At 71.9% G+C, this 26031-nt stretch carries 18 protein-coding genes; 3 read left to right on the plus strand and 15 right to left on the minus strand.

The genetic code is table 11. The features are described from left to right. Nucleotides 1-184: 184 nt before the first annotated feature. Entirely contained in the window at nucleotides 185-1744 is a 1560-nt protein-coding gene (locus OO63_RS31865; RefSeq protein ID WP_030359356.1) for a sodium:solute symporter family protein, read from the minus strand. A gap of 267 nt (nucleotides 1745-2011) precedes the next feature. Then, on the minus strand, nucleotides 2012-2797 hold the full coding sequence (locus OO63_RS31870) for an SDR family oxidoreductase (protein WP_030359357.1): 786 nt from the start codon (nucleotides 2795-2797) through the stop codon (nucleotides 2012-2014). An 88-nt stretch (nucleotides 2798-2885) separates the two neighbouring features. Here OO63_RS31870 and OO63_RS31875 point away from each other — a divergent pair, with 88 nt between their 5' ends. Continuing rightward, nucleotides 2886-3725 (plus strand): hypothetical protein, encoded by an 840-nt coding sequence (locus tag OO63_RS31875; RefSeq protein ID WP_030359358.1) that lies wholly within the window; start codon nucleotides 2886-2888, stop codon nucleotides 3723-3725. A 127-nt stretch (nucleotides 3726-3852) separates the two neighbouring features. On the opposite strand, the gene OO63_RS31880 is transcribed toward OO63_RS31875, so the two are convergent. From OO63_RS31880 to OO63_RS31890, 3 genes are all read right to left on the minus strand, one after another. After that, nucleotides 3853-4062 (minus strand): DUF397 domain-containing protein, encoded by a 210-nt coding sequence (locus tag OO63_RS31880; RefSeq protein WP_030359359.1) that lies wholly within the window; start codon nucleotides 4060-4062, stop codon nucleotides 3853-3855. Nucleotides 4063-4325: 263 nt separating this feature from the next. Next, complete coding sequence (locus OO63_RS31885; protein ID WP_030359360.1) at nucleotides 4326-5183, minus strand: helix-turn-helix domain-containing protein; 858 nt, start codon at nucleotides 5181-5183, stop codon at nucleotides 4326-4328. 307 nt (nucleotides 5184-5490) lie between these two features. Further along, on the minus strand, nucleotides 5491-6261 hold the full coding sequence (locus OO63_RS31890; RefSeq protein WP_030359361.1) for a GOLPH3/VPS74 family protein: 771 nt from the start codon (nucleotides 6259-6261) through the stop codon (nucleotides 5491-5493). Between the two features lie 169 nt (nucleotides 6262-6430). Here OO63_RS31890 and OO63_RS47095 point away from each other — a divergent pair, with 169 nt between their 5' ends. Beyond that, nucleotides 6431-9118 (plus strand): D-alanyl-D-alanine carboxypeptidase, encoded by a 2688-nt coding sequence (locus OO63_RS47095; protein ID WP_234311225.1) that lies wholly within the window; start codon nucleotides 6431-6433, stop codon nucleotides 9116-9118. Between the two features lie 137 nt (nucleotides 9119-9255). On the opposite strand, the gene OO63_RS31900 is transcribed toward OO63_RS47095, so the two are convergent. The 6 genes from OO63_RS31900 to OO63_RS31925 all read right to left on the minus strand — a co-directional run bounded on the left by OO63_RS31900 (nucleotide 9256) and on the right by OO63_RS31925 (nucleotide 19298). Beyond that, entirely contained in the window at nucleotides 9256-10920 is a 1665-nt protein-coding gene (locus OO63_RS31900) for a hypothetical protein (RefSeq protein WP_087887646.1), read from the minus strand. 238 nt (nucleotides 10921-11158) lie between these two features. Further along, nucleotides 11159-12508 (minus strand): alpha-glucoside ABC transporter substrate-binding protein, encoded by a 1350-nt coding sequence (locus tag OO63_RS31905; protein WP_030359364.1) that lies wholly within the window; start codon nucleotides 12506-12508, stop codon nucleotides 11159-11161. Then, entirely contained in the window at nucleotides 12505-13611 is a 1107-nt protein-coding gene (locus OO63_RS31910; RefSeq protein ID WP_051811376.1) for a hypothetical protein, read from the minus strand. The genes OO63_RS31905 and OO63_RS31910 overlap by 4 nt, the downstream gene beginning before the upstream one ends. A 346-nt stretch (nucleotides 13612-13957) precedes the next feature. Beyond that, nucleotides 13958-16252 carry a tetratricopeptide repeat protein gene (locus OO63_RS31915; protein WP_078619490.1) on the minus strand — a complete coding sequence of 765 codons (2295 nt, stop codon included), beginning with the start codon at nucleotides 16250-16252 and terminating at the stop codon, nucleotides 13958-13960. Between the two features lie 121 nt (nucleotides 16253-16373). Continuing rightward, nucleotides 16374-17294: a MerR family transcriptional regulator gene (locus OO63_RS31920; protein WP_051811377.1), complete on the minus strand. Its 921-nt coding sequence runs from the start codon at nucleotides 17292-17294 to the stop codon at nucleotides 16374-16376. A gap of 54 nt (nucleotides 17295-17348) precedes the next feature. Next, a complete protein-coding gene (locus tag OO63_RS31925; RefSeq protein ID WP_051811378.1) occupies nucleotides 17349-19298 on the minus strand; it encodes a transglycosylase domain-containing protein in 1950 nt (649 codons plus the stop codon). 517 nt (nucleotides 19299-19815) lie between these two features. Between OO63_RS31925 and OO63_RS31930 the strand changes: the two genes are divergently transcribed. Beyond that, a complete protein-coding gene (locus OO63_RS31930; protein WP_030359369.1) occupies nucleotides 19816-20928 on the plus strand; it encodes a GNAT family N-acetyltransferase in 1113 nt (370 codons plus the stop codon). 121 nt (nucleotides 20929-21049) lie between these two features. Here OO63_RS31930 and OO63_RS31935 read toward each other — a convergent pair whose 3' ends face one another. The 4 genes from OO63_RS31935 to OO63_RS31950 all read right to left on the minus strand — a co-directional run bounded on the left by OO63_RS31935 (nucleotide 21050) and on the right by OO63_RS31950 (nucleotide 26028). Then, nucleotides 21050-23062, minus strand: coding sequence for an alkyl/aryl-sulfatase (locus tag OO63_RS31935; protein WP_030359370.1), 2013 nt, complete (start codon nucleotides 23060-23062; stop codon nucleotides 21050-21052). 290 nt (nucleotides 23063-23352) lie between these two features. Then, nucleotides 23353-24045, minus strand: a complete 693-nt coding sequence (locus OO63_RS31940) for a GAF and ANTAR domain-containing protein (protein WP_030359371.1) — start codon at nucleotides 24043-24045, stop codon at nucleotides 23353-23355. Nucleotides 24046-24114: 69 nt separating this feature from the next. Beyond that, a complete protein-coding gene (locus OO63_RS31945) occupies nucleotides 24115-24873 on the minus strand; it encodes a GAF and ANTAR domain-containing protein (RefSeq protein WP_030359372.1) in 759 nt (252 codons plus the stop codon). A gap of 489 nt (nucleotides 24874-25362) precedes the next feature. Further along, entirely contained in the window at nucleotides 25363-26028 is a 666-nt protein-coding gene (locus OO63_RS31950) for an HAD family hydrolase (protein WP_030359373.1), read from the minus strand. Between the last annotated feature and the right edge of the window lie 3 nt (nucleotides 26029-26031).

Genomic DNA, 26031 nt, shown 5'->3' on the forward strand with positions numbered 1-26031 from the left:
CGCCCGTGGGGGCCGTTCGCCGTTGGCGGCTGCGGCGTTCGGTGGTGTGCGTCCGTGGGGCGGCTGTGTGGTGTCCGGGGCCCGGCGGTGCGGCTGGGACGGGAGTGACGGGTGGGTGGGTGGGAGAGACCCCCGCCGCGGTAGCGGTGGGGGTTTTGGGTTGCAGGCCCGACCCGGTCCAGGGTCAGGTGACCGTCTTGGGGGCCGCGGGCTCCGCCTGCGTGGGGAGAACCGCAGAGGCCGAGTCGTCGTCGTCCGTGTTGATGCGTTCGATCAGTGCGTCCCGCTCGGGGGTGTCCTCGGGCTTGAAGTAGCCGATGGCGATGTAGAGGATCAGGGAGACGGCCAGGGGGATGGAGACCTGGTACTGGAGGGGCACGCCGCCGTCGACGTTCCAGTGGATGGGGTAGTTGACCAGCCAGAAGGTGAGCAGCCCGAGCGCCCAGCTGGTGAGCGCGGCCGTGGGCCCGGAGCGGCGGAACGGGCGGAGCAGGCCGAGCATCATCGGGATGGCGATGGGGCCCATGAGCCCGGCGACCCACTTGATGACGACGGTGATGATGTCCTTGAAGGCGGGCGAGTTGACCTGCGTGGCCACGGCCATGGACAGGGCGAGGAAGACGACGGTGGTGAGCCGGGCGGCGATGAGCCCGGCGTGATCGGTCCAGGCGCGGGCCCGCTTGGAGAGGACGGGCGCGACATCGCGGGTGAAGACGGCCGCGATGGCGTTGGCGTCGGAGGAGCACATGGCCATGGTGTGGGAGAAGAAGCCGACGATGACGAGGCCGAGGAGTCCGTGGGGGAGCAGTTGCTCCGTCATCAGGGCGTAGGAGTCGGAGCCGTCGGGCTTCTTCGCGTCGACGAGGAGCGGCGACATCCACATGGGGAAGAAGAGGACCAGGGGCCAGACGAGCCAGAGGACGGCGGAGAGCCGCGCGGAACGGGTGGCCTCGCGGGCGTTGGCCGTGGCCATGTAGCGCTGGGCCTGGTTGAGCATGCCACCGTTGTACTCGAAGAGCTTGATGAAGAGGAAGGCCAGGAGGAAGACGGTGCCGTAGGGGCCGACCAGCGGTTTCGCGTGGCCGTCCAGCTCGGGCTCGTCCCAGACGCCGAAGAACCCGCCGTAAGGGCCGAGCTTCGCGACCACCGCCACGAACATCGCGACACCGGCGAGCAGCTGGATGATGAACTGCCCCAGCTCGGTGAGGGCGTCCGCCCACAGCCCGCCGATGGTGCAGTAGATCGCGGTGATCACGCCGGTGATGAGGATGCCCTGGTTGAGGGAGACGCCGGTGAAGACGGAGAGGAGGGTCGCGATCGCGGCCCACTTCGCGCCGACGTCCACGATCTTCAGGAGCATTCCGGACCAGGCGAGGGCCTGCTGGGTCTTCAGGTTGTAGCGGTTCTTCAGGTATTCGAGGGGCGAGGCGACGTGCAGGCGTGAGCGGAGGCGGTTGATGCGTGGCGCGAAGAGCTTGGCGCCGATGGCGATGCCGAGGGCGATCGGGAACGACCAGGTGATGAAGGACGTGACGCCGTAGGTGTAGGCGATGCCCGCGTAGCCCGTGAACATCACCGCGCTGTAGCCGGACATGTGGTGCGAGATGCCGGACAGCCACCACGGCATCTTGCCGCCGGCCGTGAAGAAGTCACTGACGTTGTCCACGCGTTTGTGGGACCAGACGCCGATCGCGACCATCACGCCGAAATACGCGATGAGCACGGCCCAGTCGAGACCGTTCATTGCCCCTCCCAGGGGTCCGACTTGTGAACTCGGTCAACTCCGCTGAAACGGCGCCCACTTCCTTGTGGCGGCGCCTGAACGGCCGCGAAGTGCCCGCTCATAGTCGGTTCGGCGAGAGGGCGTGGACAACCGCCCGCATGGTCAAGAGGGAGTAAAATCGTTCGAGTTGACGACCTTGGTTCATATACGTGATTAGAGGGGGGCGGCAAAAGCCCCCGAAGGGGTACCTGTCGGCCACCCCTCGGGGGCGTGCTCGGGAGCCGGGCCTCAGCGCATCAGCTCGCCCGCGTTCACCAGCAGCGACTGGCCGGTGATGGCCCGCGCCCGGTCGGAGGCGAGGAACACGCAGGCGTCCGCGACGTCCCCGTCGGTGGCCAGCTCCGGCAGCGCCATCCGCTCGGTGAGCCGCCGCTTCACCTCCGCCTCCGGAACGCCCTCGGTGTGCGCGGTGAACTTCACGTACGCCTCCACCGGCGGCCCCCACATCCAGCCCGGCTGGACGGTGTTCACCCGGATCCGGTGCGGGCCGAGCTCGCGCGCGAGGGAGTACATCGCCGAGACGAGCGCGCCCTTCGACGCCGCGTACGCCGCCTGCCGCACCTGCGAGGGCGCGGCCACCGACGACTGCGTGCCGATCAGGACGACCGAGCCGCCGCGCTCCTTGAGGTGCGGCAGGCAGGCCCGGGTCATCCGCAGCGAGCCGAGGAGGTTCACGTCCAGGATGCCCTCCCAGGCGGCGAAGTCCGCGTCCTGAAGGCCGCCGAAGTAGCTGTCCCAGGCGGCGACCTGCACCAGCGCGTCGATCCGCCCGAACCGCTCCACGGCCAGGGCGGCAAGCGCCGCGCACTGGCCCTCGTCGGTGATGTCCGTCGGCAGGTACGCGACGTGCTCGCCGTCCGCGTCGATCTCGGCGGCGGACCGGGCGAGGTTGTCCTTCGTGCGCGCGCCGAGCACCGCGTTGCCGCCGTCGCGCACCACGGCGGCGGCGACCTCGTGGCCGAGCCCCGCGCCGACCCCCGAGACGATCACGGTCCTGCCGTCGAGCAATGACATGAGGAACCTCCGGACTCCGGACTCTGGCAGTTTTCCTGACGGGGCGTCAGAGTATGGGCGTCCAACGGAGGAAGGAAGGGGAGAGCCGGTGACTGAGGACACCCGCGCCGAGGCGTACGGAGAGCTGGCCGCCGTCGGGCCCTACGGGGTGCGCCCGGGCCATGCGCTGATCACGATGGTCGAGCCGCACCCGGGCCAGGAGTACGCCTACAACCGCTGGTACGAGGACGACCACTACTACGCGGGCGCGATGGCGATGCCGTGGATGTACGCGGGACGGCGCTGGGTGGCGACCCGCGAGCTGCAACTCCTGCGCCTGCCCGAGAAGTCGGCGGTCGCGCAGCCCGTGACGGCCGGCTGCTACCTCTCCACGTACTGGATCACCGAGGGCCGCTACGACCACCACATGAAGTGGACCGTCGGCATCAACAAGCGCCTCAACCGCGACGGCCGCGTCCACCAGGCCCGCACCCACGTCTTCACGGCCTTCCAGGACCACGAGGCCACCGTCTACCGGGACGGCGCCGCCGGGCCCCGCGACTTCCACGCCCTCGACCACCCCTACCAAGGGCTCGTCCTCGAAGTCATCGACGCCGAGAGCCCCGAGCGGCGGCCGGAGCTCCTGGAGTGGCTGCTCGCCCGCAGGCTCCCGCGCGCCCTCGCGGGCTCACCCGCCGCCCTGGTGACGGTCTTCCGGCCGACACCGCTGCCGGGCGACCGGATGACGTACGTGAAGCAGGTCGAGGGGGTCGACACCCGGCTGACCCTGCTGTGGTTCCTGGAGGACGATCCGCGCGCGTGCTGGGCCGAGCGGTTCGCCGGGGCCGTCGACGAGGTCGCCGATGCGGGGCTCGGGCGGGTGGAGCTGGTGGCGCCGTTCATCCCGACCGTGCCGGGGACGGACCGGTACGTGGACCAGCTGCGCTAGCGGTTCGCCAGGGCGGCGGGGCCGGGGTGGCGGGGCAAAGGCCGAGCCCCCTCGGCCAGGACGGCGGACCAGTCGAGAGGGCTCATGCGGTGGTGCTATGCGGTTGTGGTCGCGTCGGTGGCACGTATCACCCGCGGTCGTAGTTCCCGTCGCGGACCTGGGCCACGAAGACGTTCCAGGAGTCGGCGGGGAAGGCGATGACCGCGCCGTCGGTGACCTTGGAGTCCCGCACGGAGATCGCGTGCGTCACGGGGGACTTGACCTCGACGCAGGCGCCGTTGCCGGTGGAGTAGGAAGACTTGGTCCAAGCGTGCGAGGCACCTTGCTGGATTGCCATGTTTGCTCCGTTTTGCGCAGTTGGTGAATTGCTGTAACCGCCTGAGAGCGGTATACGCCAACGTTCTTGCTGTTGGCGTGAATGACGCTACTCGCCAACATCGACCGGCGGATGGGTCGTTCACTCAACCGGATGGCATATTCCAGAGGGGTCTTCCGTCGCGCCCTGGCGAAGGTGTACTGTGCGGCATTTTTGCCGACAGGGCGTGGTTCAGCGCGCCGCCGCCGGGTTTCCCGCACCGGCCTGCCGAGCCCCGGAGGGCCTCAGCGGGCGTACTCCTTGGCGATGTCCGCGATCAGCTGACGGGATTGCTCCACATTCAGCGCCTGTGCCCGCAAATGCTCGTACATGACGCTGTACTGCTGCACGTCATTCGCCTTTTCCAGATACAGATCGCTCGTGACACCCTCGATGTACACCACGCTGGAATCCGAGGCGTCCGGGAACTCGAGAATCGCGTACTGACCGTTCAGACCCGGATGCGCGCCCATGTCGAACGGAATCACCTGCACCGTGACGTGCGGCAGCTGGGACTGCTCCACCAGGTACTCCAACTGCTCGCGCATCAGCGCGCGGGTGCCGACGACGCGGCGCAGCGCGGACTCGTCCAGGACGGTCCACAGGCGCAGCGGATTCTCCGGCGCCGCGATCCGCTCCTGGCGGCGCATCCTGACCTGCACCCGTTTCTCGATGTCCGTCGGCGTGGTCTCCGGCAGCGCGCCGGTGATCAGCGCCTCCGCGTACGGCCGGGTCTGGAGCAGGCCGGGGACGACCTGCGGATCGTAGACGCGCAGGGACGCCGCGTCCGTCTCCAGACCGATGTAGACGCTGTACGGGATGTCGCCGAACGAATGCCACCAGCCCTGCTGGCGGGAGTCCTTGGCCATCTGCATGAGCGAGTCGACGATCCGGTGGTCCTCGACCTCGTACACCCCGCAGAGGTCGCGGACGTCGCGCTGGCTGATCGAACGGCGGCCGTTCTCCAGGCGACTGATCTTCGACTGCGAGACCAGCAGCCGCTCCGCCACCTCTTCGGCTGTCATGCCTTTCAGCTCGCGCAGCCGACGCAGCTCCTGACCGAGCCGGCGTCGCCTGACAGTGGGATTGACGTTGGACGCCACGGGACGTGCACCTCCGGCACTATGCCTCTACTTTGCGTGTCTGCTGCCATGCAGAGTGCCACCACGGGTCAACTCGGCGCTGGGAAACAGCAGAACAGCGGTGTGTGGGGGTGCCGGCGCGGCGTGCGCCGAGTGCGTCGGCCCAACAGGCGTGCCCCATGAGGCGGTTGCGGCCGCGCGGACGGCGCACCGGCATCCTTCGTGGACGCCCGGTGCCCCGCCCGCGCGGCTCAGCGGCTCCCGAACCGGGTCTGGGGGACTGCGGTGCGGTGGCGCGGATGACGCGTGTGCTGCGGGTGTGGCCGGTTCAGTGGGCCACGGCGCGGGCCATGGCTCCCGCACCCCGGCGTGGCTGCATCGGAACCCTGCCGGGGTCCGGTGCGGTCCGCGCCGTCTGCGCGGGCTGCCGCCCGCCGCCCTGCCCCGCGGTCGCGGGGCTGCGGCGCGGTTGCGCCGCCACACCGTTCTGGACGTCCATCACGGCGTGCGCCACGAGGCCGCCCATCGGGTCGTGCCTGATCAGATCGCGCAGCCGGGAGCGGGACGAGCGTCCCTCGTTGCCCGGATACAGGTGCTTGCCGAGTCCGACCGCGTGGGCCAGTGCGGCGAGCGCCGCGGTCCGCGGGTCCGGCGGGACGCCGGTGCGGATCGCCGAATCCAGTCGGGACCTGATTTCCCGGCTGATCGCCGTGTCCGTCGCTTGATAGCGAGTCGTCGGCAGTACCCCGCACATCTGACCCGCCACGGCATGCACCATGCCGCACCGCTCCAGATGCGAAAGGTAGGTCTGGCGAAGCCCCAGGCGAGGCCCGCCGATCCAGTGGACGGCCCGGACCGGGCTGCCGCGCCTGCGCAGCAGTTCCAGTGCGGAGTCCAGAGTCGGATCTCCGGTCGGCCGTGGCATCACCACGGCGATACGATCCCCGTCAGGGGCTATCCGTCCGGCCAGTGCCAGCTCTACTAGCTGTGCGCCGGCCAGACCCAGGTCGAGCGACTGCGGCTGCGCTGTGGTACCCGTGGCCGGGTCCAGAGCGAGCAGCAGAAGCTCCTCCGGAATTGTTCTGCGGCTCCTGCCCATCCATGCCTCCCCGCGTGGATGAATGACAGGGTGACCCCTCTCACATTGGTCTGTCGAGAGTGCGTGGGCGGTACGTACGGGAACCAGTAGGTATGTCGTTCTCGTCTACCACGGGGGTTAAGCCCTCACACAGGACACTGGTACATGGTTCGGACAGCGGGTCCGGGCCATGGTTGGGCGTGGCGAGTACGGCAAGCACGAGGAGGCATCGGTGGCGGGCGAGTTCCCCGACGGGTCTAAGACGGTTTCTGGCGGGGGCGCCTCGGACGGTGCGGACGACGCCTCGTCGGCGTCCGGTTCCGCCTCCGGTTCCTCGGCCGGCGCCACGCCGGGCGACGCCAAGGGAGACGCACGACTGCGCGCCGCGGTTGCCGCGTGGGTCGCGGGATCCGAGGAGGGTGAGTCCGACTCCGGGGCCGGTGCTGGGTCCGGGTCCGGTGCGGCGTCCGCGTCCGGCTCCGCGGCCGGGGCGGATGAGGCGGCCGAGGGTTCCGGTGCGGCTGCGGGGGAAGGTTCCTCCTCGGGTGAGCCGGAAGGTTCCTCCTCGGGCGTGGCCGGGGGTGCGGACGACGACGCCGAGGGCGACGACGCCGAGCAGGCGGGGTCCGCGGTCGACATGGCCACGGCCGTGTTCACGGCTGCGCGGCCCGAGACACGGGCGGACGGCGCCAAGGACGACGACGGTGCGCAGGGCGAGGGCGGGAAGTCCGCGGGTGCCGAGGCCGGGGCCGACGACTCCGCCGACGCCGAGCCGGAAGACCCCCGGGTCGACCGGGCCACCGCGGTGTTCACGACCGTACGGCCGGGCGTGAACGGCAAGTCCGACGCCGGGCCGAAGGCCGACGCCGAGCCCGAGAGCGCCACGGATGCGGACTCCGACGCCGACCCGGAGCCCGCCGCCAAGGCCCACACCGACGCCGAGCCCGCCGCCAAGGCCGAGCCCGCGCCGAAGGCTCCGGCGAAGTCCGACGCCACCCTGACGCTCACCGCGAAGCCCGGCACCGAGCCGAAGTCCGCCGAGAAGCCGAAGTCCGACGAGAAGCCCAAGGCCGACGACGCCAAGCCGAAGACCGACGCCAAGCCCAAGGTCGACGACGCCAAGCCCAAGGCCGACGACGACAACCCCGACGCCCCCAGCGGCCCGCTCGACCAGGCCACCGCCGTCTTCAAGGCCGTCCGCCCCGCCTCCGCGGGCGTGGACCAGCCGACGACGATGCTGAAGCTCGGCGACGTACCCGCCGAGCGCAAGCCGAAGCCCGACGACGCCGCGAAGCCCACGGCCGCCGCAGCTGAGGCAGCTGAGTCTGAGTCTGAGCGCACCAGCAAGTTCGTCGCGCTCAAGCCGCTCGACGAGCCCCGCGTGAAGCCCGAGCCGAAGGCGCAGCCCGCTCCGGGCACGAAGCCGGGTACGAAGCCCGGCCAGGAGGGCAAGGCCCTGCCCGGACAGGCCGCCGCGCAGCCCTCGGCCCCGGCGGGCGCACCCGCGCGGGCCCAGCAGGGCGCGGGCACCCCGGTCCAGGCGCCCCCGCCCGGAGGCCGCACCAGCCAGCAGCCCCTGCCCCCGCTGCCGCCGCTCGACCTGCTCGCCGAGCTGACGAACACGCCGCCGCCCCCGGAGACCCCGACCCGCACCATCGTGCGCCGGGTCAAGATCTGGACGCCGCTCGTCGTGCTCCTCGCGATTGTGTTCGCAGTCGCACAGGCGTTGCGTCCGCTTCCGGAGCCGAAGCTGACCCTGACGGCCGCCACCACGCACTCCTTCGAGGGAGGCAAGCCGTCGATCCCGTGGCCCGAGGACGGTCAGGCGGCCATGGACGTCGACGGCATCGGCAGCTTCGGCTCGTCCGGGAAGCAGAAGCCCGTGCCGATCGCGAGCATCGCCAAGGTGATGACGACCTATCTGATCCTGCGCGACCACCCGATCAAGAAGGGCGGCGACGGCAAGACCATCGAGGTCGACGCCGAGGCGCAGCGGCACTACGAGAAGGGCAAGCCGGCCAACGAGTCCGTGGTCAAGGTGACCGAGGGCCAGAAGCTCACCCAGTACGAGGCCCTGCAGGCCGTGATGCTGCCGTCCGCCAACAACGTGGCCCGGCTGCTCGCGCGCTGGGACAGCAAGGGTTCCGAGGACAAGTTCGTCGCCAAGATGAACAAGACCGCCAAGGAACTCGGCATGAAGAACACGCACTACACGGACCCCAGCGGCCTCGACAAGACGACCGTGTCGACCGCCGAGGACCTGGTGAAGCTCGGCCGCGTCGCGATGGAGAACCCGACCTTCAAGGAGATCGCGGGCCAGCGCAGCTACGAGGACATCAACGGCGACAAGCAGGACAACTACTTCGGTCTCGTCCCGACCGTCGCCATCGGCATCAAGACCGGCACCACGTCGGCCGCGGGCGGCAACATCCTCTTCGCCGCGGAGAAGCGCGTCGGCGGCAAGACCCACATGGTCATCGGCGCGGCCCTCGCCCAGTTCGGTTCGCAGGGCGTGGCCAACATCGACAAGGTCACCAACGTCACCAAGGACCTGATCGCGGCCGGGCAGGACGCCCTCAAGGCCAAGACCGTGGTGAAGAAGGGCCAGGTCGTCGGCGAGGTCGACGACGGCCTCGGCGGCACCACGCCGGTCGTCGCCACCAAGGACGTCACCGCCGTCGGCTGGTCCGGCCTGACCGTCAAGGCGGAGCTCTCGGACGGCGGCAAGACGCCCCCGCACTCCGCGAAGGCCGGGACGGTCGTCGGCCGCCTGCTCGTCGGTGACGGCACCACCAGCGGCGCGATCAAGGTTCCGGTGGCCCTGCAGAAGGACCTCTCCGAGCCGGGCCTCGGCGCGAAGCTGACCCGCGTGAGCTGACGCGCGACGCGCACGGGACACGACGCGCACGAGAAGGGGGTGGGGGTGAGCCGGCCGGCTCACCCCCACCCCCTTCTCGTACTCCGGAAGACTTCTCGTACTCCCGAAGAGCGGGTCCCGCGCTGGTCCTTGTCGGGCTAGTCCTTGTCGGGATCCGGCTCGCACTTCGGCTGCGGCCCCGACGGGCCGCCGTAGTTCGAGGCGATCCGCACGTCGCCCGGCTTCTTCACCGTCAGGCGCGTGAAGTCGCCCTCCTTGTAGAGGCAGCCGCCCTCCGCCCACAGCCACGGCGAGTAGGCGACGCGGACGGTGACCGAGCCGGGCTCGGACATGCGGACCGTGAGGTGGGCGCCGTCGGCGGTCACCACGGAGCCGGGCTTGTCGACCAGCGGGACGGCGTCCTTGACGCGGTAGATCCGCCAGTTGTCGTCGTGCCAGACCTGGTCCAGATAGCTCGGCTCGCTGGTCACCAGGTCGTGCTCGCGCTCGGCGGCGCCGTCCGGCTTGCCGTCGCCCTTGTAGAGCACCACGAAGCCGACGGCCCAGTGGTTCAGCCAGGCGCGGTACGAGGACGACGTGAAGGCGCCCTCCTTCACCTCGGAGACCGGGCGGCCCTCGTAGAAGAGCCGGCCGCGCTCCACGTCGGCCTGGCGGTTCCAGCCGCGCGCCATGTTGATGTACGGCGAGAGGACGGCCGCCTCGCGGTGGTCGCGGGCCGGGACGACCTCGACGCGGGTGCGTTCGGCGCCCAGGCGGTTGAGCTCCTTGACGACGCCGTCGGTCTCGACGGCCCAGGTGGGCACCTTCGTGTACGCCACTATGTCGGAGGTCGTCTTCACCGACACCCAGATGAGGGACAGGACGACGGCGCAGATCAGCACCGTCCGGTGCCAGAAGTGGCGCGGCGTGCCGCTGGGCCGCAGCAGGCGCAGGGTGGAGAACTTCCGGTTCAGGACGGCGGCGAGCAGTATCGGCGGGGCCGCGATCTCGGCGAAGCGCTCGACGTTCGTACCGATCGGGGTGGGGATCAGCCAGGTCAGCACCACGCCCACCGCGTACACCGCGGCGCCCACCTTCAGGAGCTTCCAGGAGCGCGGCGCCGCGAGGATGACGACCCCGCAGAGCAGCACCGGCGGGAAGATCCTTATGAACGCCATCGGCTGCTCGCCCTCGAAGGGGAACAGCCATGTCGTCAGGCCGACGACGACGAACGGCGGCAGGATCAGGGCGAGCCCCTTGCCCCACTCGCGCAGCAGCAGATAGGCGCCGCCCACCACGACGAGGAAGAGACCGGCGACCGGGCTGCCCATGGTCGCGAGCGCGGCGCAGAGCGTGGCGCCCGCGACCCGGCGCCGGGTGGCCGTACCGGTGACCGCGAGGACCGCGCCGACGCCGAACGCGACGCCCAGCATGAACGTCGCCCGGCCGCACACGACCTGGCACCACATCGAGAAGCCGACGATGACGGAGGGCCACAGCGGCTTGCGGATGCCGCTGCGCATGATGATCGCGACACCCATCCAGGTGGCGGCGATGCCGGAGGCCGCCGCCACGGTCCGGACGCCGAACGCGGCCATCAGATACGGCGAGATGACGCTGTAGTTGGCGGTGTGCAGGCCGCCGTACCAGAAGAGGCTGTACGCCGAGCCCGGGTAGCGCCGGGCGAAGCCCGCCCAGGCCTCCTGGGCCGCGAGGTCGCCGCCGCCCGTCGCGAACACGGTCCACCACAGCAGATACAGCGGCAGCACGCCCGCGGTGATCAGCAGCGGCATGCGGTAACGCACGTGCCACGGTTCGGGCATGCCACTGCCACGGTCGGCTCGGCTGAGAGTCGGGGTGGACAGTTCGGCAGAGGCCACGGTCGGCGGTCCGTTCGGCTGGCTGGGACAACTCCTTCGGAGTAGACGCTAACCGCTGCGGAATGGTTGGCAGACGGCGACCCCAGGGGCCCGGTCCACGCCAGTATGCAACCGAATGTCTGTTCCCGCAGGTCGCTCCGGGCCTGGTCGGACGGCCCGGCCCGGTGGTGTGTGGGGCGGCTCACCCCGGCGCGGGGGGTGCGCAGAGGAGATCCGGGGCGAGGGTCCCGCCGCCGGTCTCCGCGCGGACGGTGTCCAACTGGCCGAGGAGGGTGTCGAGGCGGGCGGCCGAGGGGTCGCGGAAGTAGCGGAGCACCGCGCGGTGGAAGGCGTCCCGCAGCGCGGGCGGCATCGCGTCCGAGGCGTCGAAGCAGAGCGCCTTCGCCCCGCCCGTGAGGATCGCCGCGACCTCGTCGCCGCCCGGGTCGGTCGGCCGGGGGTCGCCCGCGCCGGGGAAGAACGGCCGCAGCTCCGGCTCGGCCTCCTCGTGCCACAGCCGTCGCGCCGCACCGCCGGAGAGCCGCTCGACCAGCTCGCGCGCGGCCGGGCCGCCCCGGAAGGCGGCCGCCATGTCACCCGCGACCTCGTACGCGCCGTCATGGGCGGCGGGCCCGGGCAGGAACCGGGCCGACGGATCCACCCGCACACCCCCACCACCACCCTCTTTTGCGCCCCCTTTACCCTTTGCGTTCGCATACAGATAGCGGATGAAGGCGCTCTGGTGCTCATGCGTGCAGTCCAGCTCCGGCGAGTTGAGCAGCCCCCGGGGGCGCGGCCGCTCGGCGTCCGGATCCCGGGTCCCCTCGTACGAGGTGGTCAGCGACAGGTCGACCGACTTCTTGGACCGCTCGCCGAGCAGCCGCGCCCACGCGGTCCAGGCCCCCCGCACCGCGGCACTGCGCCAGCTCAGCCGCCCGCTCGCCCACCGCGCGTACACGTCGGGGCCGGACCGGTGCAGGACCAGGTCCTCGATCCAGTCGGTGCCGGGCCACCCGGAGGTGGCCTGCGAGGCGAGCCCGACGCACCACCGAGGGTTCCCCTCGCTCCCCTTGTTCCCCTTGCTCCCCTTGCTCCCCTTGCTCCCCTTGTTCTTCTTGCTCCAGACCAGACTCTTCAGGTCGACCTTGAGGGGGACCCAGTAGGTGTGGCGGGAGCCGTTGACGTCGATGCGGGGGGCCCAGGGCGGGTGGCCGGGGGTGTCGAGGGGTTCGAGGCGGTTGCCGCGGGCGTACTCCGTCAGCTCGCCCAGGCTGTTGAGGACGGCGACGTCCGGCGGGTCACCGGCCTCCAGCTGCGCGACCAGGGTCTCGCGCAGGGAGCGGGTGCCGCGGTACGCGTACGTCTTGCCGGTGCCGTCGTCGAGCCGCTTCAGCATCGCCTCGAACGCGATGCCCTCCGCGCCGGTCCACGGGCCGAGGACGACGAGGGTGTCGCGTCTCTCGGCGGAGCAGCCGCCGCTGGTGAGGGCGGCGACGAGGGCGAGGGCGGTGAGCCCGGAGGCCAGGGCGGTACGCCGGGGGCGGCGGGTCACGGGGCGGCTCCCGGGCGGGTGAGGCGGACGTACTCGCGGCGGTAGGAGTGCAGGGTGACGCCGGTGACGGCGGCGCTGAGCAGGCCCGCGGGGACCACCCAGGCGGGCGCGGGGCCGAGGAAGGCGAGGCGGCCCTCGGCCAGTTCGCGGTCCACGGAGTCCTCGAGCGCGGCGATGACGTACCGGTCGGGGGCGGCGAACGGGTGGGTCTCGGCGGCGGACTCGATGCGCGGGGATGTCTGGGTGGACAGGGCGCGGGCGGTGGACTCGGCGGCGCGCTGGGCCTTCTGTACGAGGACGGCGTCGGCGGCGAGCAGGGGCAGCGCGAGCAGGGGCAGAGCGGCGGCGAGCAGGGGCAGGCTGACGTAGAGGCGGAAGCGGTGGTGCAGGAAGACCTGGGTGCGCCACAGGCCGTGGACCAGGAGCAGGAACGCGACGCCGGAGACGGCGAACGCGGCGAGGACGTCGGCCCCGGGGTCCGCGCGGTCGGCGATGCGGTCCTGGAGGGCGCGTTCGAGGGCGGTGACGCGGTCGACGACGGCGGTGGCGGTGGAGCCGGTGGCGGGGCGGCAGACGAGGGTGGCGGGGTCCGCGCGGGTGGAGCACAGGATGCTGCGGGCGTACGCGAGGGAGGCCTCGCGCAGGGCGCGGTCGGCGGCGTTGGCCTGGGCCCAGGCGGTCCAGGTGCCGTAGTCGGCGACGAGGCCCGCGACGACGTCGAGGTCCTGGCGCTCGGAGGTGGAGAGGGCGCCGCTGCGGGCCACCTGGTTCAGGCGCTGGGTGGCGCGGGTGGTGCGGGTGCGGTAGCGCTCGCTGAGGCCGCTCAGCTCGACGGCGCGGCCCGCGCGCAGGCTGTCGGCGGCCTCGCCGTCGGCGATCTGGAGCGAGGCGCGGGCGTCCGCGAGGTCGCCGAGGGCGGGGGCGGCGCGGTCCTGGATGTACGCGGCGTCCGCGCGGACGGTGGTGTGGGCCCAGGCGAAGGGGGTGAAGGCGAGGGCGGTGAGGAGGGGGAGCGCGACGAGGCGCTCCCGCAGGTAGGCGTGGTTGCGGCAGCCCCGGACGCCGGGCGCCCACACCCACTTCCACAGGACGGAGGGCTTCACGGGCGCCTCCGGTCGGGGTGGGCGCGGGGTCCGGTGGCGGTGTGGCGGGACCGGGCCCCGGCGGTGCTGCCGCCGCGCGCGTGCCGGGCCGTCGTGACCACGCTTCTCCTGGCCGTCGTGACCACCCTTCTCCGGGCTTTCGGCTCCGCCCTTCTCCGGGCCTTCGGCTCCGCCCGAGCGGGGGAGGACCCTGCCGCCCTGCGGAACGACTGCCCCCGGGGACGGCGGCAGGGGGGCGGCGAGCACGGCCGGAGGGCGGTCGCGCTCGCTCGCGGCGCCTTGGCTCCCGCGAGGGCGGGGCGCCGGCCCCGCGGTGGGCGGCCTGCCGGGGCGGTCGAGGGGGGCCTCATCGGGTGCCCCTGTGGTGGCGCAGGCCGAAGGGGCGGATGGCGTAGGCGCGGTCCAGGAGGAGTTCGGCGAGGGAGGTGTCGGAACCCGCGGGGTCGCGGGCCGCCTGCTGGGCCAGGCCCACGCAGAAGCGGGAGAGATCCACCCGGACCTGCCGCTCGGACACGGGGAAGCCCAGCCGGCCGTCCGCCCCGCGGGCGACGTCCCGCAGCCCCGCCGCCGACACCGCGCCCCCGCTCAGGAGCGCCCGCGCCACCTCCCACACCTGCGCCCGCATCCGCAGCCGCGCCTGCTCGTCGGTGAGCCCGTGCGCGTAGAAGAGCCGGCCGAGGCGCCGCACCACCTCCGCCAGGTCCTCGGCGCCCCGCGCGTGGTCCGCGCACACCCGCACCGCCCCGACGCGCGCCGCCGTCCGGTACCGCGAGTGCTGCGCCACCGCGTCCAGCGCCTCGACCGCGTAGGCGAGCGCCCGCGCCCCGCCGAGCGCGAGCCGTGCCCGCGCCGCCCCGAACGCCGCCCCGCCGAGCGAGGGATTGCGCACCCGCACCGCCTCGTGGAACGTGAGCGCCTCCCGCCACCGCCCGAGCCGCTCCGCGCAGTGCCCGAGCGCCAGCTTGGGCGCGTACTCGCCGGGGATCGCGGCGTACACCCGGTCGAAGTGCCCGCGGGCGAGCGGCACGTCGTCGGCGGCGAGCGCGAGGAGCCCGCGGTGCCAGGCGAGCCGCCAGTCGTACGGGGCCGCGCCGGGCCCGATCGCCCGCTCGGCGCGGACCAGGGCGACGGCGGCGTCGTCCAGGCGCGGCGGCACCTGCGCGCCCGGCCGCAGCGCGATCCGCAGCAGCAGCCGGCAGCGCAGCAACTGCACTTCGGGCGAGCCCGGCCACTCCGCGGTGTGCTGGAGCAGCGCGGCCGGGTCGTCGTCGCCGAGGCGGCTCAGCTCGGCGTGGCGGGCGTCGTCGGGATCGGGGCGGGGGACGGGCAACTCCTTGGCGAGGTCGCCGGGGCGTGGGGCTTCGTAGCGGGCGGGTGCGGGGTGCGGGCCCACCCACCGCGACAGCGGTGGCGGCACGCCGAGGCCGCCGTCGAGCGCGAACGCCGACTGGAGGAACAGCGGCGACGGCTCGAAGGTCTCCACGCCGAGGCGCAGGGAGCGCAACTCCCGGAAGACGCCCCGCAGTTGCTCGTCCATCTCGCGGGCCGTGGCGAACCGGTCGGCGCGGTCCGGGCGGGTGGCCCGGCGCAGCGCGCGGGCGAGGGAGAGCAGGCCGAGGCCGAGGCCGTCGGGCGGCAGGGGCACCGTCATCAGCTGGGTGGCCCGGTCCTGCGGGGGGCCCGGCGGCTCGGGCGGTCCTTCCGGGCGGGGCAGCGGCGGGAGCCCGGCGAGGTCGTCCAGGTCGCCGAGCCCGCACAGGTGGCGCAGCGTCTCGCCGAGGCTGTACAGGTCGTCGGCGCCGGTGGACTCGCCGCACGGGCCGACGGTCGGCGCGCGGTAGTCCGTGGAGGTCAGGCCCGGCGCCCCGGCCCGCCGCACGCTGCCGACGTCGACGAACTTGACGGCGGACCCGTCGTGCATGACGTTCGACGGCTTCAGGTCCCCGTACACCTTGCCGCGTTCGGGCGCGTGCAGATACCCGAGCCCCGCCAGGAACCGCACCCCGTACGCGAGCACGAACTCGTAGAAGCGGGAGCCGCCGAACTCCTCCGGGTACAGCTGCGCGCGGGCCCGCACCTCTTCGAGGGTCGGCCCGTCCACGTACTGCAGGACGAGGAAGTCGCCCACGTCCGGATGGTGCCCGTAGTTGAAGACCCGGATGATGTCCTCGTGGTTGAGCTCGACCAGCTCCTGCCGCTCGCGCGCCAGGGGGTGGTCGGGGGAGTCGGGGGCGGGCTGCGGGGCGCCGCACTCGCGACCGGCGTTGTCCGGGCGCAGGATCTTGATGGCGACCTCGCGCCCGCCGACCTTCGTGTCGAGCGCCAGATACACCTCGCCCATGCCGCCGTACCCGAGCGGCCGCACCACCCGGTACTGCCGGGCGAGCAGCCGGTCCGGCGGCAGCGGCAGGCCGTCGAGCGCGTCCGGGTCGTCGCCGCGCGAGACCGCCCGGTCAAGCAGGGTGATCTCGGGCAGGACGGTCGGGTCGGGGCTCTCCGGGGGCAGCTCCACGCGGGCGGCGCGCGGCGGCGGCCCGGCGACGAACAGGGGCGGCAGGGACGACTCGGGGCGCGACTCGCCGCCCCAACCCGACCCGGTCCGCGTCGAGTTGGGTCGGGTATCGGTCCCGTCCCCCTCCATGTCTCACCAGAATAGGTGCGGCAGGGGGACGTTGGCGCCCGCGCGACATCAAGTGAAGTACGGGAGTCCGTAACGCATGTGACTGATCATCAGGTCCAAGCGGTCTCCCTCACGCCGCCCCTCACGTCACCGGGTACGCCACATCGCACACGTCGTCTCCGGGCCCCGCCGCGTCCCAGTCCGTGAAGTACACCTCGCGGCACGGGCCCGCCTGGCTCAGTCCCTCCCGCGCGATCCACTCCTCGACGGCGTCGTACGCGCCGATGATCTGCGGATAGGCCACCTGCGCCTTGGCGATGCGGGCGTAGGCGAGGCGCCGGGCGGGCTCGACGCGGGCCCGCACGTCCCGCTGCCGCCCCTGCGCCTTCGCCCAGGCGCGGGCCGCCTCGGGGTCGGCGACGGGTACGCAGGCCTCGGCGGGGCCGTCGCTGTCCTCGGTGACCTCGGCGTGGTAGATGACGAACGGCGAGGCGGTGACGCCGCCGCAGAGCTCGTCGGCGACCTGCTCCAGGCGCCCGAGCGAGGCGTCGATCCAGGTGGACAGCTCGTGGGTGAACACATGGCGCCGCTCGCAGAGGACGAAGGCCTCGGGGACGTCGGCGGTGCGGATCTCGAACGTGCCGTACATGGTGGGGCTCCTTCCCGACAGCCGGCCACGGAGGTAGTCCACGAGGGTGCGCTGGGCGGCGATCCGCTCCTCGACACCGGCCCAGTACGCCCCGAGCGCCGTCGCGGCGGCCGCGTCGTCGAGCCCCAGCAGCGCCCCGATGTCCGCGAGCGGCATGTCGAGGCGGCGCAGGAGCGCGACGGTGCGGGCCCGCTCGACCTGGTCGGTCCGGTAGTAGCGGTAGCCGGTCGCCTCGTCCACGTACGCCGGGGGCAGCAGGCCCTGGCGGTCGTACAGGCGCAGGGCCTTGGCGGACAGACGGGTGCGGGCGGCGAAGGCGCCGAGCTTGAGGAGGCCGGGCTCCCTGCCGGGCTCCGGCCCCCCGCCGAGTGCCGGTTCGCTGTCGAGTGCGTGCTCTCTGCCGGGTACGTCCACGTGGTCATTCTCCGTGACCGGCGGTCACCGGTCACCGAAGGCGGCTGCCTCCGGTCACCCGACCTTGGACCCTGACCCAGGGGCAAGGTCAACGCCGAGCAGGGAGTCGCGCCAGATCCGCTCGGTGAGGGCGTTGCCGTGCCGCGACCCGCGCCCGCCGACGTCGGACAGCGGCTGGAGGAGCGGATCGCGCGGGCGCAGCCGGAACAGGGTCACGGCCGTGGACACCTTGGGCGTGTACCCGGCGAACCACGCGGACTTCAGCCGGTCCTTGTCGTTGGTGCGGCCCGCCGCGACGGGCGCCCCGTCGATGCCGGAGGCCTTGCCGAGGCTGTCCCTGGCGACGTCCCGGAGCACGGTGTCGACCTGGGTGGCGACGCGCGAGTCCAGGGCGCGCCGGGTGCGCGGCGGTTCGAGGCCCTCGATCTGCTCGCGCTCCTCGCCGTCCCCCTCGGCGTCGCCGTCCCTGGTCACCGACGTCACGGAGTACGGGTCGTGCTGGAGGCCGCCGCGCGCGAACGTGCCGTACGCGCTCGCGAGCCGCACCGCGCTCGGCGTGGATGTGCCGAGCGGATACGAGTCGTCGGGCCGCGCCATGCTCGACTCCAGCATCCCCGCGTCCACGGCGACCTCCCGCACCCGCCCCATGCCGGTCTCCTCGCCGAGCTTCTGGTACGTGGCGTTGCCGCCCTCGACCAGGGCCTCGCCCGGAGTCAGCCCGCCCGGACCCTTGCTGTCGGCGCGCAGCCCGTCCTGGAGGGCGGCGGCGAGCACGAACGGCTTGAAGGCGGAGCCCGCGGGGACGCCGGAGGTGTCGGCGTTGTTGCTGAAGTGGCGGGTGGCGTCGGCGCCGCCGTAGGCCGCGAGGAGCGCGCCGTCCTGGGTGCGCACGGAGGCCGCGCCGATCTGGACGCCCTTGTCCTGCGGGCGCTTCTTCGGGTCGAGGCCGTCGAGCGCGCGCCGGGCGGTGCGGGCGAGCTGGTGCACGCGGCGCTTGTCGAAGGTGGTGTGGATCTTGTAGCCGCCGAGGGCGAGGTCCTTGTCGGTGAGGCCGGTGCGCTGCTTCAGGTATTTGTTGGCGATGTCGACGAGGTAGCCGGTCTGGCCGTAGTGCCCGCTGAGGCTGGTCGAGCGGGACTCCTTCTGCGGCTCGGGGAACTTCTTGTACCGGGCGCGCTCCTCGGCGCTCATCCGGCCGACGGCGACCTGCCGGTCCAGGATCCAGGCCCAGCGGGCCTTCGCCCGGCGGTGGTTGGCGGCGCCGCCGGAGGGGTCGTACATCTCGGCGCCCTTGAGGAGGGCGGCGAGGACGGCGCCCTGGCTGGCGTTCAGCTGCCGAGCGGGCACTCCGTAGTACGCGTGCGCGGCGGCCTCGATGCCGTAGGCGCCGCGCCCGAACCAGCTGCTGTTCAGATACCCCTGGAGGATCTCGTCCTTGGTCTTGCGCTGGTCCACCTTCAGCGAGATGACGAACTCCCGGACCTTGCGCGTCATCGTCTGGTCCTGGGACAGGTAGGTGTTCTTCACGTACTGCTGCGTGATGGTGGAACCGCCCTGCGTCTCCTGCCCCTTGACCATGTTCACCACGGCCCGCCCGAGGCCCATCGGGGACACCCCGGAGTCGGTGTAGAAGCTCGCGTTCTCCGCCGCGATGACGGCGTCCCGCACGGACTCCGGGACGTCGTCGAGCTCCACGTTCTGCCGGTTGACGTCCCCGGTGCTGACCATCTGCGTGCCGTCGGCCCAGTAGTACACGTTGGCCTCACGGCTGGCCGCGGCGTTCTCGTCCGGTATGTCCACGGTGACGTACACGTACGTGAAGAGCCCCGCGAGCCCGCAGGTGCCGAGCAGGAAGGTCCCGAGCCACTGCCGCCACGACGGCAACCAGCGCCGTGCGCCCCGGCGTCCTTGCCGTGGGTAGTCGATGAGCCGCCGCCGCCGACGCCGCGTCCGGGTCGTGATCTTCCTGGCGTGCGCGCGTACGCGTTGCGCGTGTGTCCCCATGATCCAAGAGAGTGCCCCTCGGGGAACGGGGGTTGTGCGCAAAGGTGTCAGCGGCACGTAACAGTGGGGCAAGGCATGGTGACTTGGGGGCATTTGGACAGGTCAGGAGGTGCGTACGGCAGGCCCGGGCGCGCACGCGCCCGCCGCTGTGGCCTGGGCGTGACGACAACCCCCCGACCGTACGCCCCAGGCACCAACAGAACGAAACTTCCGCCTCGTCGCCCGGCAGCGAGCGGCACTCTATGAGGTGTGCCGGGCCGCGCGGGGGTACTCGGCGTGTGCCTCCGGCTATCCGGCAGGGCACAGAGGAAAGGCGCGACCGAAACACCACACCACACCACACCACACGACATGACATGACATGAAACGACGCGCACGAGGCGCGTCTGGGGGAACTGGGGGGAGCAGTCGCCCATGCGACGCAGCGATGTCGATCCACGCGTCTTACCCACCCTACGGGCCCGCACTGCGACCGGGATGTCCCTCGCGGAGCCTGTGGAAGGGCGGTTGACCTGAGGTGGACATAACGAATCACAGGCCCGAGGAGCTGAGTCCGTCGCTCCGCGGGGCCTGGTACCGGGCGATGGAGGAGTCGCCCGAATACGCCAACCCGTTCCTGGCACCGGAGTTCGCCGCCGGGGTGGGCCACTGCCGGGGCGGGGCACGGGTAGCGATCATGCACGAGGGCGGGGAGCCCGTCGGCTTCTTCCCCTACGAACGGGGCCCCTTCGGCGTCGGGCGCGCGGTGGGCCTCGGCCTCTCCGACTGCCAGGGCCTGGTGCACCGCCCCGGGATCACCTGGGACCCCCAGGAACTCCTGCGGGCCTGCGGCCTCTCCGTCTTCGAGTTCGACCATCTCGTCGAGGAGCAGAAACCGTTCGGCGAGTACGTCACAGGGACGTTCGCGTCGCCGGTGGTGGACCTCGGGAACGGGGACGCCGACGGCGGCGACTACGCGCGCTGGCTGCGGTCCTCCTACCCCGGCCTCGCGAAGACGACCCTCAAGAAGGAGCGCCGCCTCAGCCGCGACCTCGGCGAGATGCGGTTCGTCTTCGACGAGCGCGACCCGAGGGTGCTGCGGCAGCTCATGGACTGGAAGTCGGCGCAGTACCGCAGGACGGCCCGGATGGACCGGTTCGCGAAGCCGTGGATAGTGGACCTGGTCAACCACCTCTTCCAGGTCAGGCACGAGCACTTCACCGGTGTGCTCTCCGTCGTCTACGCCGGGGACCGGCCGGTCGCGGCGCACTTCGGGCCGAGGTCGAGCACGGTGTTCGCGGCCTGGTTCACGGCGTACGACCCGGAGCTGCGCTACTACTCGCCCGGGCTGATCATGCACCTCAGGATGGCCGAGGCGGCGGGCCGCCAGGGCGTCAGGCTCATGGACTTCGGGCGCGGCGACAAGGAGTACAAGGACTGGCTCAAGACCCGTGAACTACGCGTCTGCGAGGGCTTCGTGACCCGCCCGCACCCGGTCGCCGTCGCCCACCGCCTGTGGCGCAGGCCCGTCCGCGGCCTGCGCAATACGGTGCTCGCCCACCCGCGGCTGCGCACATCGGCGGACCGGCTCCTGAAGACGGCGGGGGCGATCCGGACGTCGGGGCGGTCGAGGGCGCCCGGGCACCGCTGAGGCCCTGCCCGCGACCCGCGGCCCACGCGTGCGGCCACCGCCCCGACGGGCCGGTGGCCGCACGCCCTTGTCCCCAGGACGACGGTGTCCCCTGCCGCACGGCCCGGTGCGCGGGGGCGGGTCAGGGAGTGGTGAGGCCGAACCAGTAGTCGAAGGTGTCCAGCGTCGAGTAGAGGGTGTTGAGGGGGTCGATGGTCCCGGAGGTGACGGTCAGGTCGCCGTCGGCCAGGAGCGTGGCGGGGTCCTTGGCGCTGATGGTGAGGTTGTTGAGGCCGGTGCGGGTCAGGGTGTACGTGGCGTCGGGCGTGTCCGCGTCGGCACTCGTGGGCGTGTAGACGAGGACGCCGTTGCGGATCCGGACGGTGCACCTGCTGGGGTCCTGCGGCAGTCCGCCGGTGATGGTGAAGCCGATGTGCAGCGGGCTCGCGGCGGCGTTGGGGCCGTTGAGGCGGATGCCGAGGTAGTCGAAGAGCATCTTCAGCGGCATCGCGGCCAGGACGGGCTCGGTGATGATCTGCGGGGAGGGCAGGTGCTCGCCCGAGCCGTGCGCGGGCCGGTTGCGCAGTTCGTGGGCGGCGGCGAGGTAGAAGTTCCGCCAGGGCCCGCTCTCGGCCTGGTAGCCGAGCTGCTCCAGGACGTCGGCCTCCAGGTCGCGGGCGTCGTGGTCGGTGGGGTCGGCGAAGACGGCGTGGCTCAGGAGCTCGGCGGCCCACCGGTAGTCCTCGGCGCTCTTGGCGTTGTCGTACGCCTGCCGGGCCAGCTCCACGACCTTCGCGGCGCCGCCCATGGCCTCGACGTACCGGGGCCCCGACTGCTCCGGGGGCAGGGTGTGCAGATGCGCCGCGTTGCCGTCGTACCAGCCGAGATAGCGCTGGTAGACGGCCTTGGTGTCGTGGTTCACGGTGCCGTAGTAGCCGCGGTTGAACCACTGTTCGGCCAGGATCTCGGGCACCTGGGCGTCGAGGACCTCGGCGATCTCGGTCATGGTCTGGCCGTGGTTGGCCAGGCGCAGGGACTGGTCGTGGAGGTAGCGGTACAGGTCGGCCTGGCTGGTGAGGAAGGAGACGATCGCGTCGGGCGTCTCCTCGGTGTTCCAGCGGGGCCAGAAGTGGCTCGCGAACAGCGTGTCGGAGCGGTCGCCGAACCACGCGACGGACTGGCGGAGGTACTCCGACCAGGCCTTGGCGTCCCGGACCTGGGCGCCGCGCAGGCTGTAGAGGTTGTGCAGGGTCGGCGTCGCGTTCTCGGCCATGCACAGGGTGCGGATGTCGGGGAGGTAGAAGTTCAGCTCGGCCGGGGCCTCGGTGCCCGGGGTGAGCTGGAACTCGATGTTCACAGGACCGAAGGGGACGATGTTCCGCGGCCTCGCGACCTCGGACGTGACGTCGAACGTCGGGGTCACCAGGCCGGACAGACCGTTGGAGTTGGTCTTGCCGAGCCCGGCGTCGACCTGCCCCTGCGGGGAGCGGTCAAGCAGGGACCCGTACATGAACAGCGCCCGGCGCTGCATCGGGTTCCCGGCGTAGACGTTCTCGCTCACCGAGTGCTCCAGGAAGCCCTCCGGAGCGACGATGTCCACTCCCTGCGGCACCGTCCGGTCCTCGAAGAGGCCGAGGACACCGCCGTAGTGGTCGATGTGGGAGTGCGTGAAGATCACCGCGCGGATGGTCCGCTCCTGGCCGCGGTGCTCGCGGTAGAGCTTCAGCGCCGCCTGTGCGCACTCCTCGCTGATCAGCGGGTCCACCACCACGATCTCCTGGGAGACACCGGTGGGGTCCTCCAGGAACGAGATGTTGGACAGGTCCATCCCGCGGACCTGGTAGACGGCGTTCGCGACCACCTCGAACAGGCCGGTGTTCATGTTCAGGAGCGCGTTGCGCCACAGGCTGGGGTTGACCGTGTCGGGCGCGTCTCCGGTCAGGAACGTGTACGGGGCGAGGCTCCACGCGGGGACGCCGCGCTGGTCACCGCTCGCCTTGTCCACGGTGAAGTCCGGGGGCAGGGCGGCGAGCAGCCCCTTCGCGGCGAGCGCCGCCTCGGCGTCCTGGTCCGGCTGCGGGACGGTGACTGCCGCGTTCAGATCCCTGGTCAGGGCGGTGGCGGGCTTGGACGTACGGTCGGCTGAACCAGTCAACGAACTCTTCCCTTCCTACGGTCCTGCTCCGTTCCTGCTCCGACTGTGGGGGGTGCCCCGTACGAGGACGCGGACTCACCGTAAGCACGCCACTGCGCCGTGTCAGGGTGGGCTTCCGGCCCTGGGGCAGGTTGGCCGGGAGGAAACCCTTGCCTCCCCGCGCGCCCCTTGCCGCACAGCGGCCCCCGGCACGGCGCTCGCGCGTGGGGCCGGGCGACCGGCCTGATGCCGTCGCCGCCGCCCTGTGCCGGGCCCCGCGGCCGGTCTCAGATGGAACCCTTGCCCCGGGGTCAGGGCGGTGTGCCGTCCAGGTGGGAGTGACGGTGGACGACGTCGTCGGCGACGTCGAGGATGGCGCGGTCGTGCGTGAAGGCGTAGGCGCGGATCCGGGCCAGGGCCTCGTCGATGGGGATGTCGAGGCGGAACATGAGGGCGCCGGCCGCCTGGTGGATCAGGGAGCGGTGCAGGGGGATGCCGCCGCCGATGTCGTGGACGCCGCTGGGGGTGAGGAGGATGAGGGTGGCGGCCTCGGCGAGGGCGAGGGCGCTGGTCATCTGGGCGCGCGTGAGAGGGCCGGGGGTGGTGCGGCGGCCGGTGAGCACGCCGAGCCGGATGACGCCCAACTGCAGGGGCAGGGCGAAGACGGCGCGCACGGGGTGGTTGCGGGCGGCGGGCAACAGGGCGGGCCAGCGCTCGTCCGGCACGACGTGCAGGTCGGGTACGACGACGGGCCTGCCGGTGCGGGCGGCGTCGCAGCTGGGGCCCTCGCCCAGGGTGTACTGCAGGTCCTCCAGGGCGATGCCGGCCTTGTCGGCGGGGTCGTACCAGACCAGTTCGAGGCCGGACCGGTCGATCAGGGAGACGGCCAGGCCGTCCAGAGCCAGTGCCGTCGCGCACTTGGCGGGCGGGAGGGCCGCGAGCCCTTGGGCGCTCTGGGCGGCCGCGGCCAGGAGCGCGGTGAGGTCGAAAGCGGCTGCGGGCACCGCGGGGCCTCCTTCGCTGGGGTACGGCGGACGCCGTGGCGCGGGCCGCGGCGCCGGGTCGCCGAGGGGTCAGTCGTCATGGGCCGCGTCGAGAGGCGCGGTGAACAACTTCGTGTCCGCGGTGCCCTCGACGACTTGTTCGCACAGTCGGGTCAGTGACATCCGGTGGGCGCGGGCGTGGCCGCGCAGCCGGGTGAAGGCGGCATCGGGGGAGATGTCCAGGCAGGCGCCGAGGTAGCCCTTGGCCTGATCGATCGCGATCCGGCTGTTGAGCGCGGTCTGCAACTGCCCGACCCGCTCCGCCTGGTCGCCGGCGAGGCGCTGGTGCAGGATGCCGATGGTCGCCGCGTCGGCGAGGGCCTGCCCCAGGCGCAGGTCGGCCGGCCGCAGCGCGCCGGGGTGGGTGTGGAAGAGGTTCAGCGCGCCGATGACCTCGTCACGCAGGCGCAGCGGAAGCGCGGCCACGGCGGCGAAACCGGCCGCACGGGCCGCCTCGGCGAAACGCGGCCAGCGGTCACGGACCGCACGGTCGGCCAGGTCCAACGGGCCGACGGCCTCGTGCTCGTAGCAGCAGTCCCGGCACGGCCCCTCGTCGAACTCCAGCTGAGCCTCTTCCAGTTGGTGCGCGCCGGCCGTGGAAGCGGTGACGTCCACGAGGCGGCCCTGAGCGTCGACCATGACCACTCCGGCCGCCGTCACGTCCAGCAGATCGACCACGTGGTCGGTCAGGACATGCAGGAAGTCGATCAGGTGAAAGCCGTCCACCAGGGTGTCAGCCAACTCCAGGAAGGCCCGCGCGAGCCGCTCGTCCCGCTCCGGCTGCGCCATGTCCATCACCTCGCCGAATCCGATCACGCAACGCCCGTGCTCGCCGACGGTGAGTCACCGCGCGTGCCCTGACGGCATTCTCGCGCCCCCCGAGCCGGGACCGGAACGGGCTCGTCACTCCGTCCTCCGGAAAGTGACGACACGCTTGCGCGCCCGTGGGCTCGCTGCTTCGGCTGCCTTCCGGCGGGGTCCACGCCATGGGTGCCCCACAAGCCGAAAGCCCTCCCACCCTCTCGGGCGGCGTGACAACCACGGTGAGGGGCAAGGGTGGGGATCAGTCACCAACGAACCAGACATATCGGTGCGAGCCTTCCTCCGCGCTCCGGCACAAGGCTCGCACCGCGGCCCACCCAATATCACCGCAGCTCAGTTCCGTGAGGTCTACCGCGAACCCAGTGAACGAGAGCTGTCACAGCCAGTGGATGCTCCACAACAAGTGGGTCAGAACCGGTTCACGAGGCCAGAGCCACGCCACCGGACCACGGCCCGTCACCCGATGACAGCGAGCACCCCTTCTGTGTCCGCCAGGTTTTCCAGCACGGCGTCGGCGCCAGAGTCGCGCAGTTCGGCCGCCGTGGTGCGCCCTGTAGCAACAGCGATCGTCCGGACGCCGGCATCCCGCCCGCCCTCGACGTCGGCGGCTGTGTCCCCCAGGAACACCACGTCCTCAGGCCGAACGAAGGAACGGGCCAGGGCCGCACGCAGCAACTCTGGTCGTGTCTCCCCGTCTTCGCCATACGCCCCGTCTTCGAGACGTAGGTATGTGTCGAGGCCGAAGACGGCCAGCTTGACCTCTGCGGCCGCGCGGACGTTTCCCGTCACCACGGTCTGCCGTACCCCCTGCTCCGCGAGGCGGGCGAGGGATGCGGCAGCGCCGGGCAACGCGTGGCCGTGCTCGCGCAGTTCACCTGCCCGTTGGGCATGCACCCCACCGAGAGCTGCGGCGAACGACTCGAACAGCGCCTCGCTGTAGGGGAGATCATGCAGACGCGTGGTCTCCCGCAGGATGACGCGCTCTGTCGAACCGGTGACGGAGGCCTGCTCTCTCAGCTCGACTCCGGTGGTCTTGAGCCAGGCCTGCGCCCATAGTTCACGCCCGAGGCCTCGCGTCGCCATCAGCGTATGGTCGACGTCCCACAACACCAGCTCCGGCACGGC

Origin of the sequence: Streptomyces alboflavus (genome assembly GCF_000716675.1) — a bacterium.
GTDB lineage: Bacteria > Actinomycetota > Actinomycetes > Streptomycetales > Streptomycetaceae > Streptomyces > Streptomyces alboflavus.

Bases quoted from the DNA above. Each gene is read 5' to 3' on its own strand.
- OO63_RS31865 (WP_030359356.1), bottom strand. From the start codon at position 1,744: ATGAACGGTCTCGACTGGGCCGTGCTCATCGCGTATTTCGGCGTGATG.
- OO63_RS31870 (WP_030359357.1), bottom strand. From the start codon at position 2,797: ATGTCATTGCTCGACGGCAGGACCGTGATCGTCTCGGGGGTCGGCGCG.
- OO63_RS31880 (WP_030359359.1), bottom strand. From the start codon at position 4,062: ATGGCAATCCAGCAAGGTGCCTCGCACGCTTGGACCAAGTCTTCCTAC.
- OO63_RS31890 (WP_030359361.1), bottom strand. From the start codon at position 6,261: ATGGGCAGGAGCCGCAGAACAATTCCGGAGGAGCTTCTGCTGCTCGCT.
- OO63_RS47095 (WP_234311225.1), top strand. From the start codon at position 6,431: ATGGTTGGGCGTGGCGAGTACGGCAAGCACGAGGAGGCATCGGTGGCG.
- OO63_RS31900 (WP_087887646.1), bottom strand. From the start codon at position 10,920: ATGCCCGAACCGTGGCACGTGCGTTACCGCATGCCGCTGCTGATCACC.
- OO63_RS31915 (WP_078619490.1), bottom strand. From the start codon at position 16,252: ATGGAGGGGGACGGGACCGATACCCGACCCAACTCGACGCGGACCGGG.
- OO63_RS31925 (WP_051811378.1), bottom strand. From the start codon at position 19,298: ATGGGGACACACGCGCAACGCGTACGCGCGCACGCCAGGAAGATCACG.
- OO63_RS31945 (WP_030359372.1), bottom strand. From the start codon at position 24,873: ATGGCGCAGCCGGAGCGGGACGAGCGGCTCGCGCGGGCCTTCCTGGAG.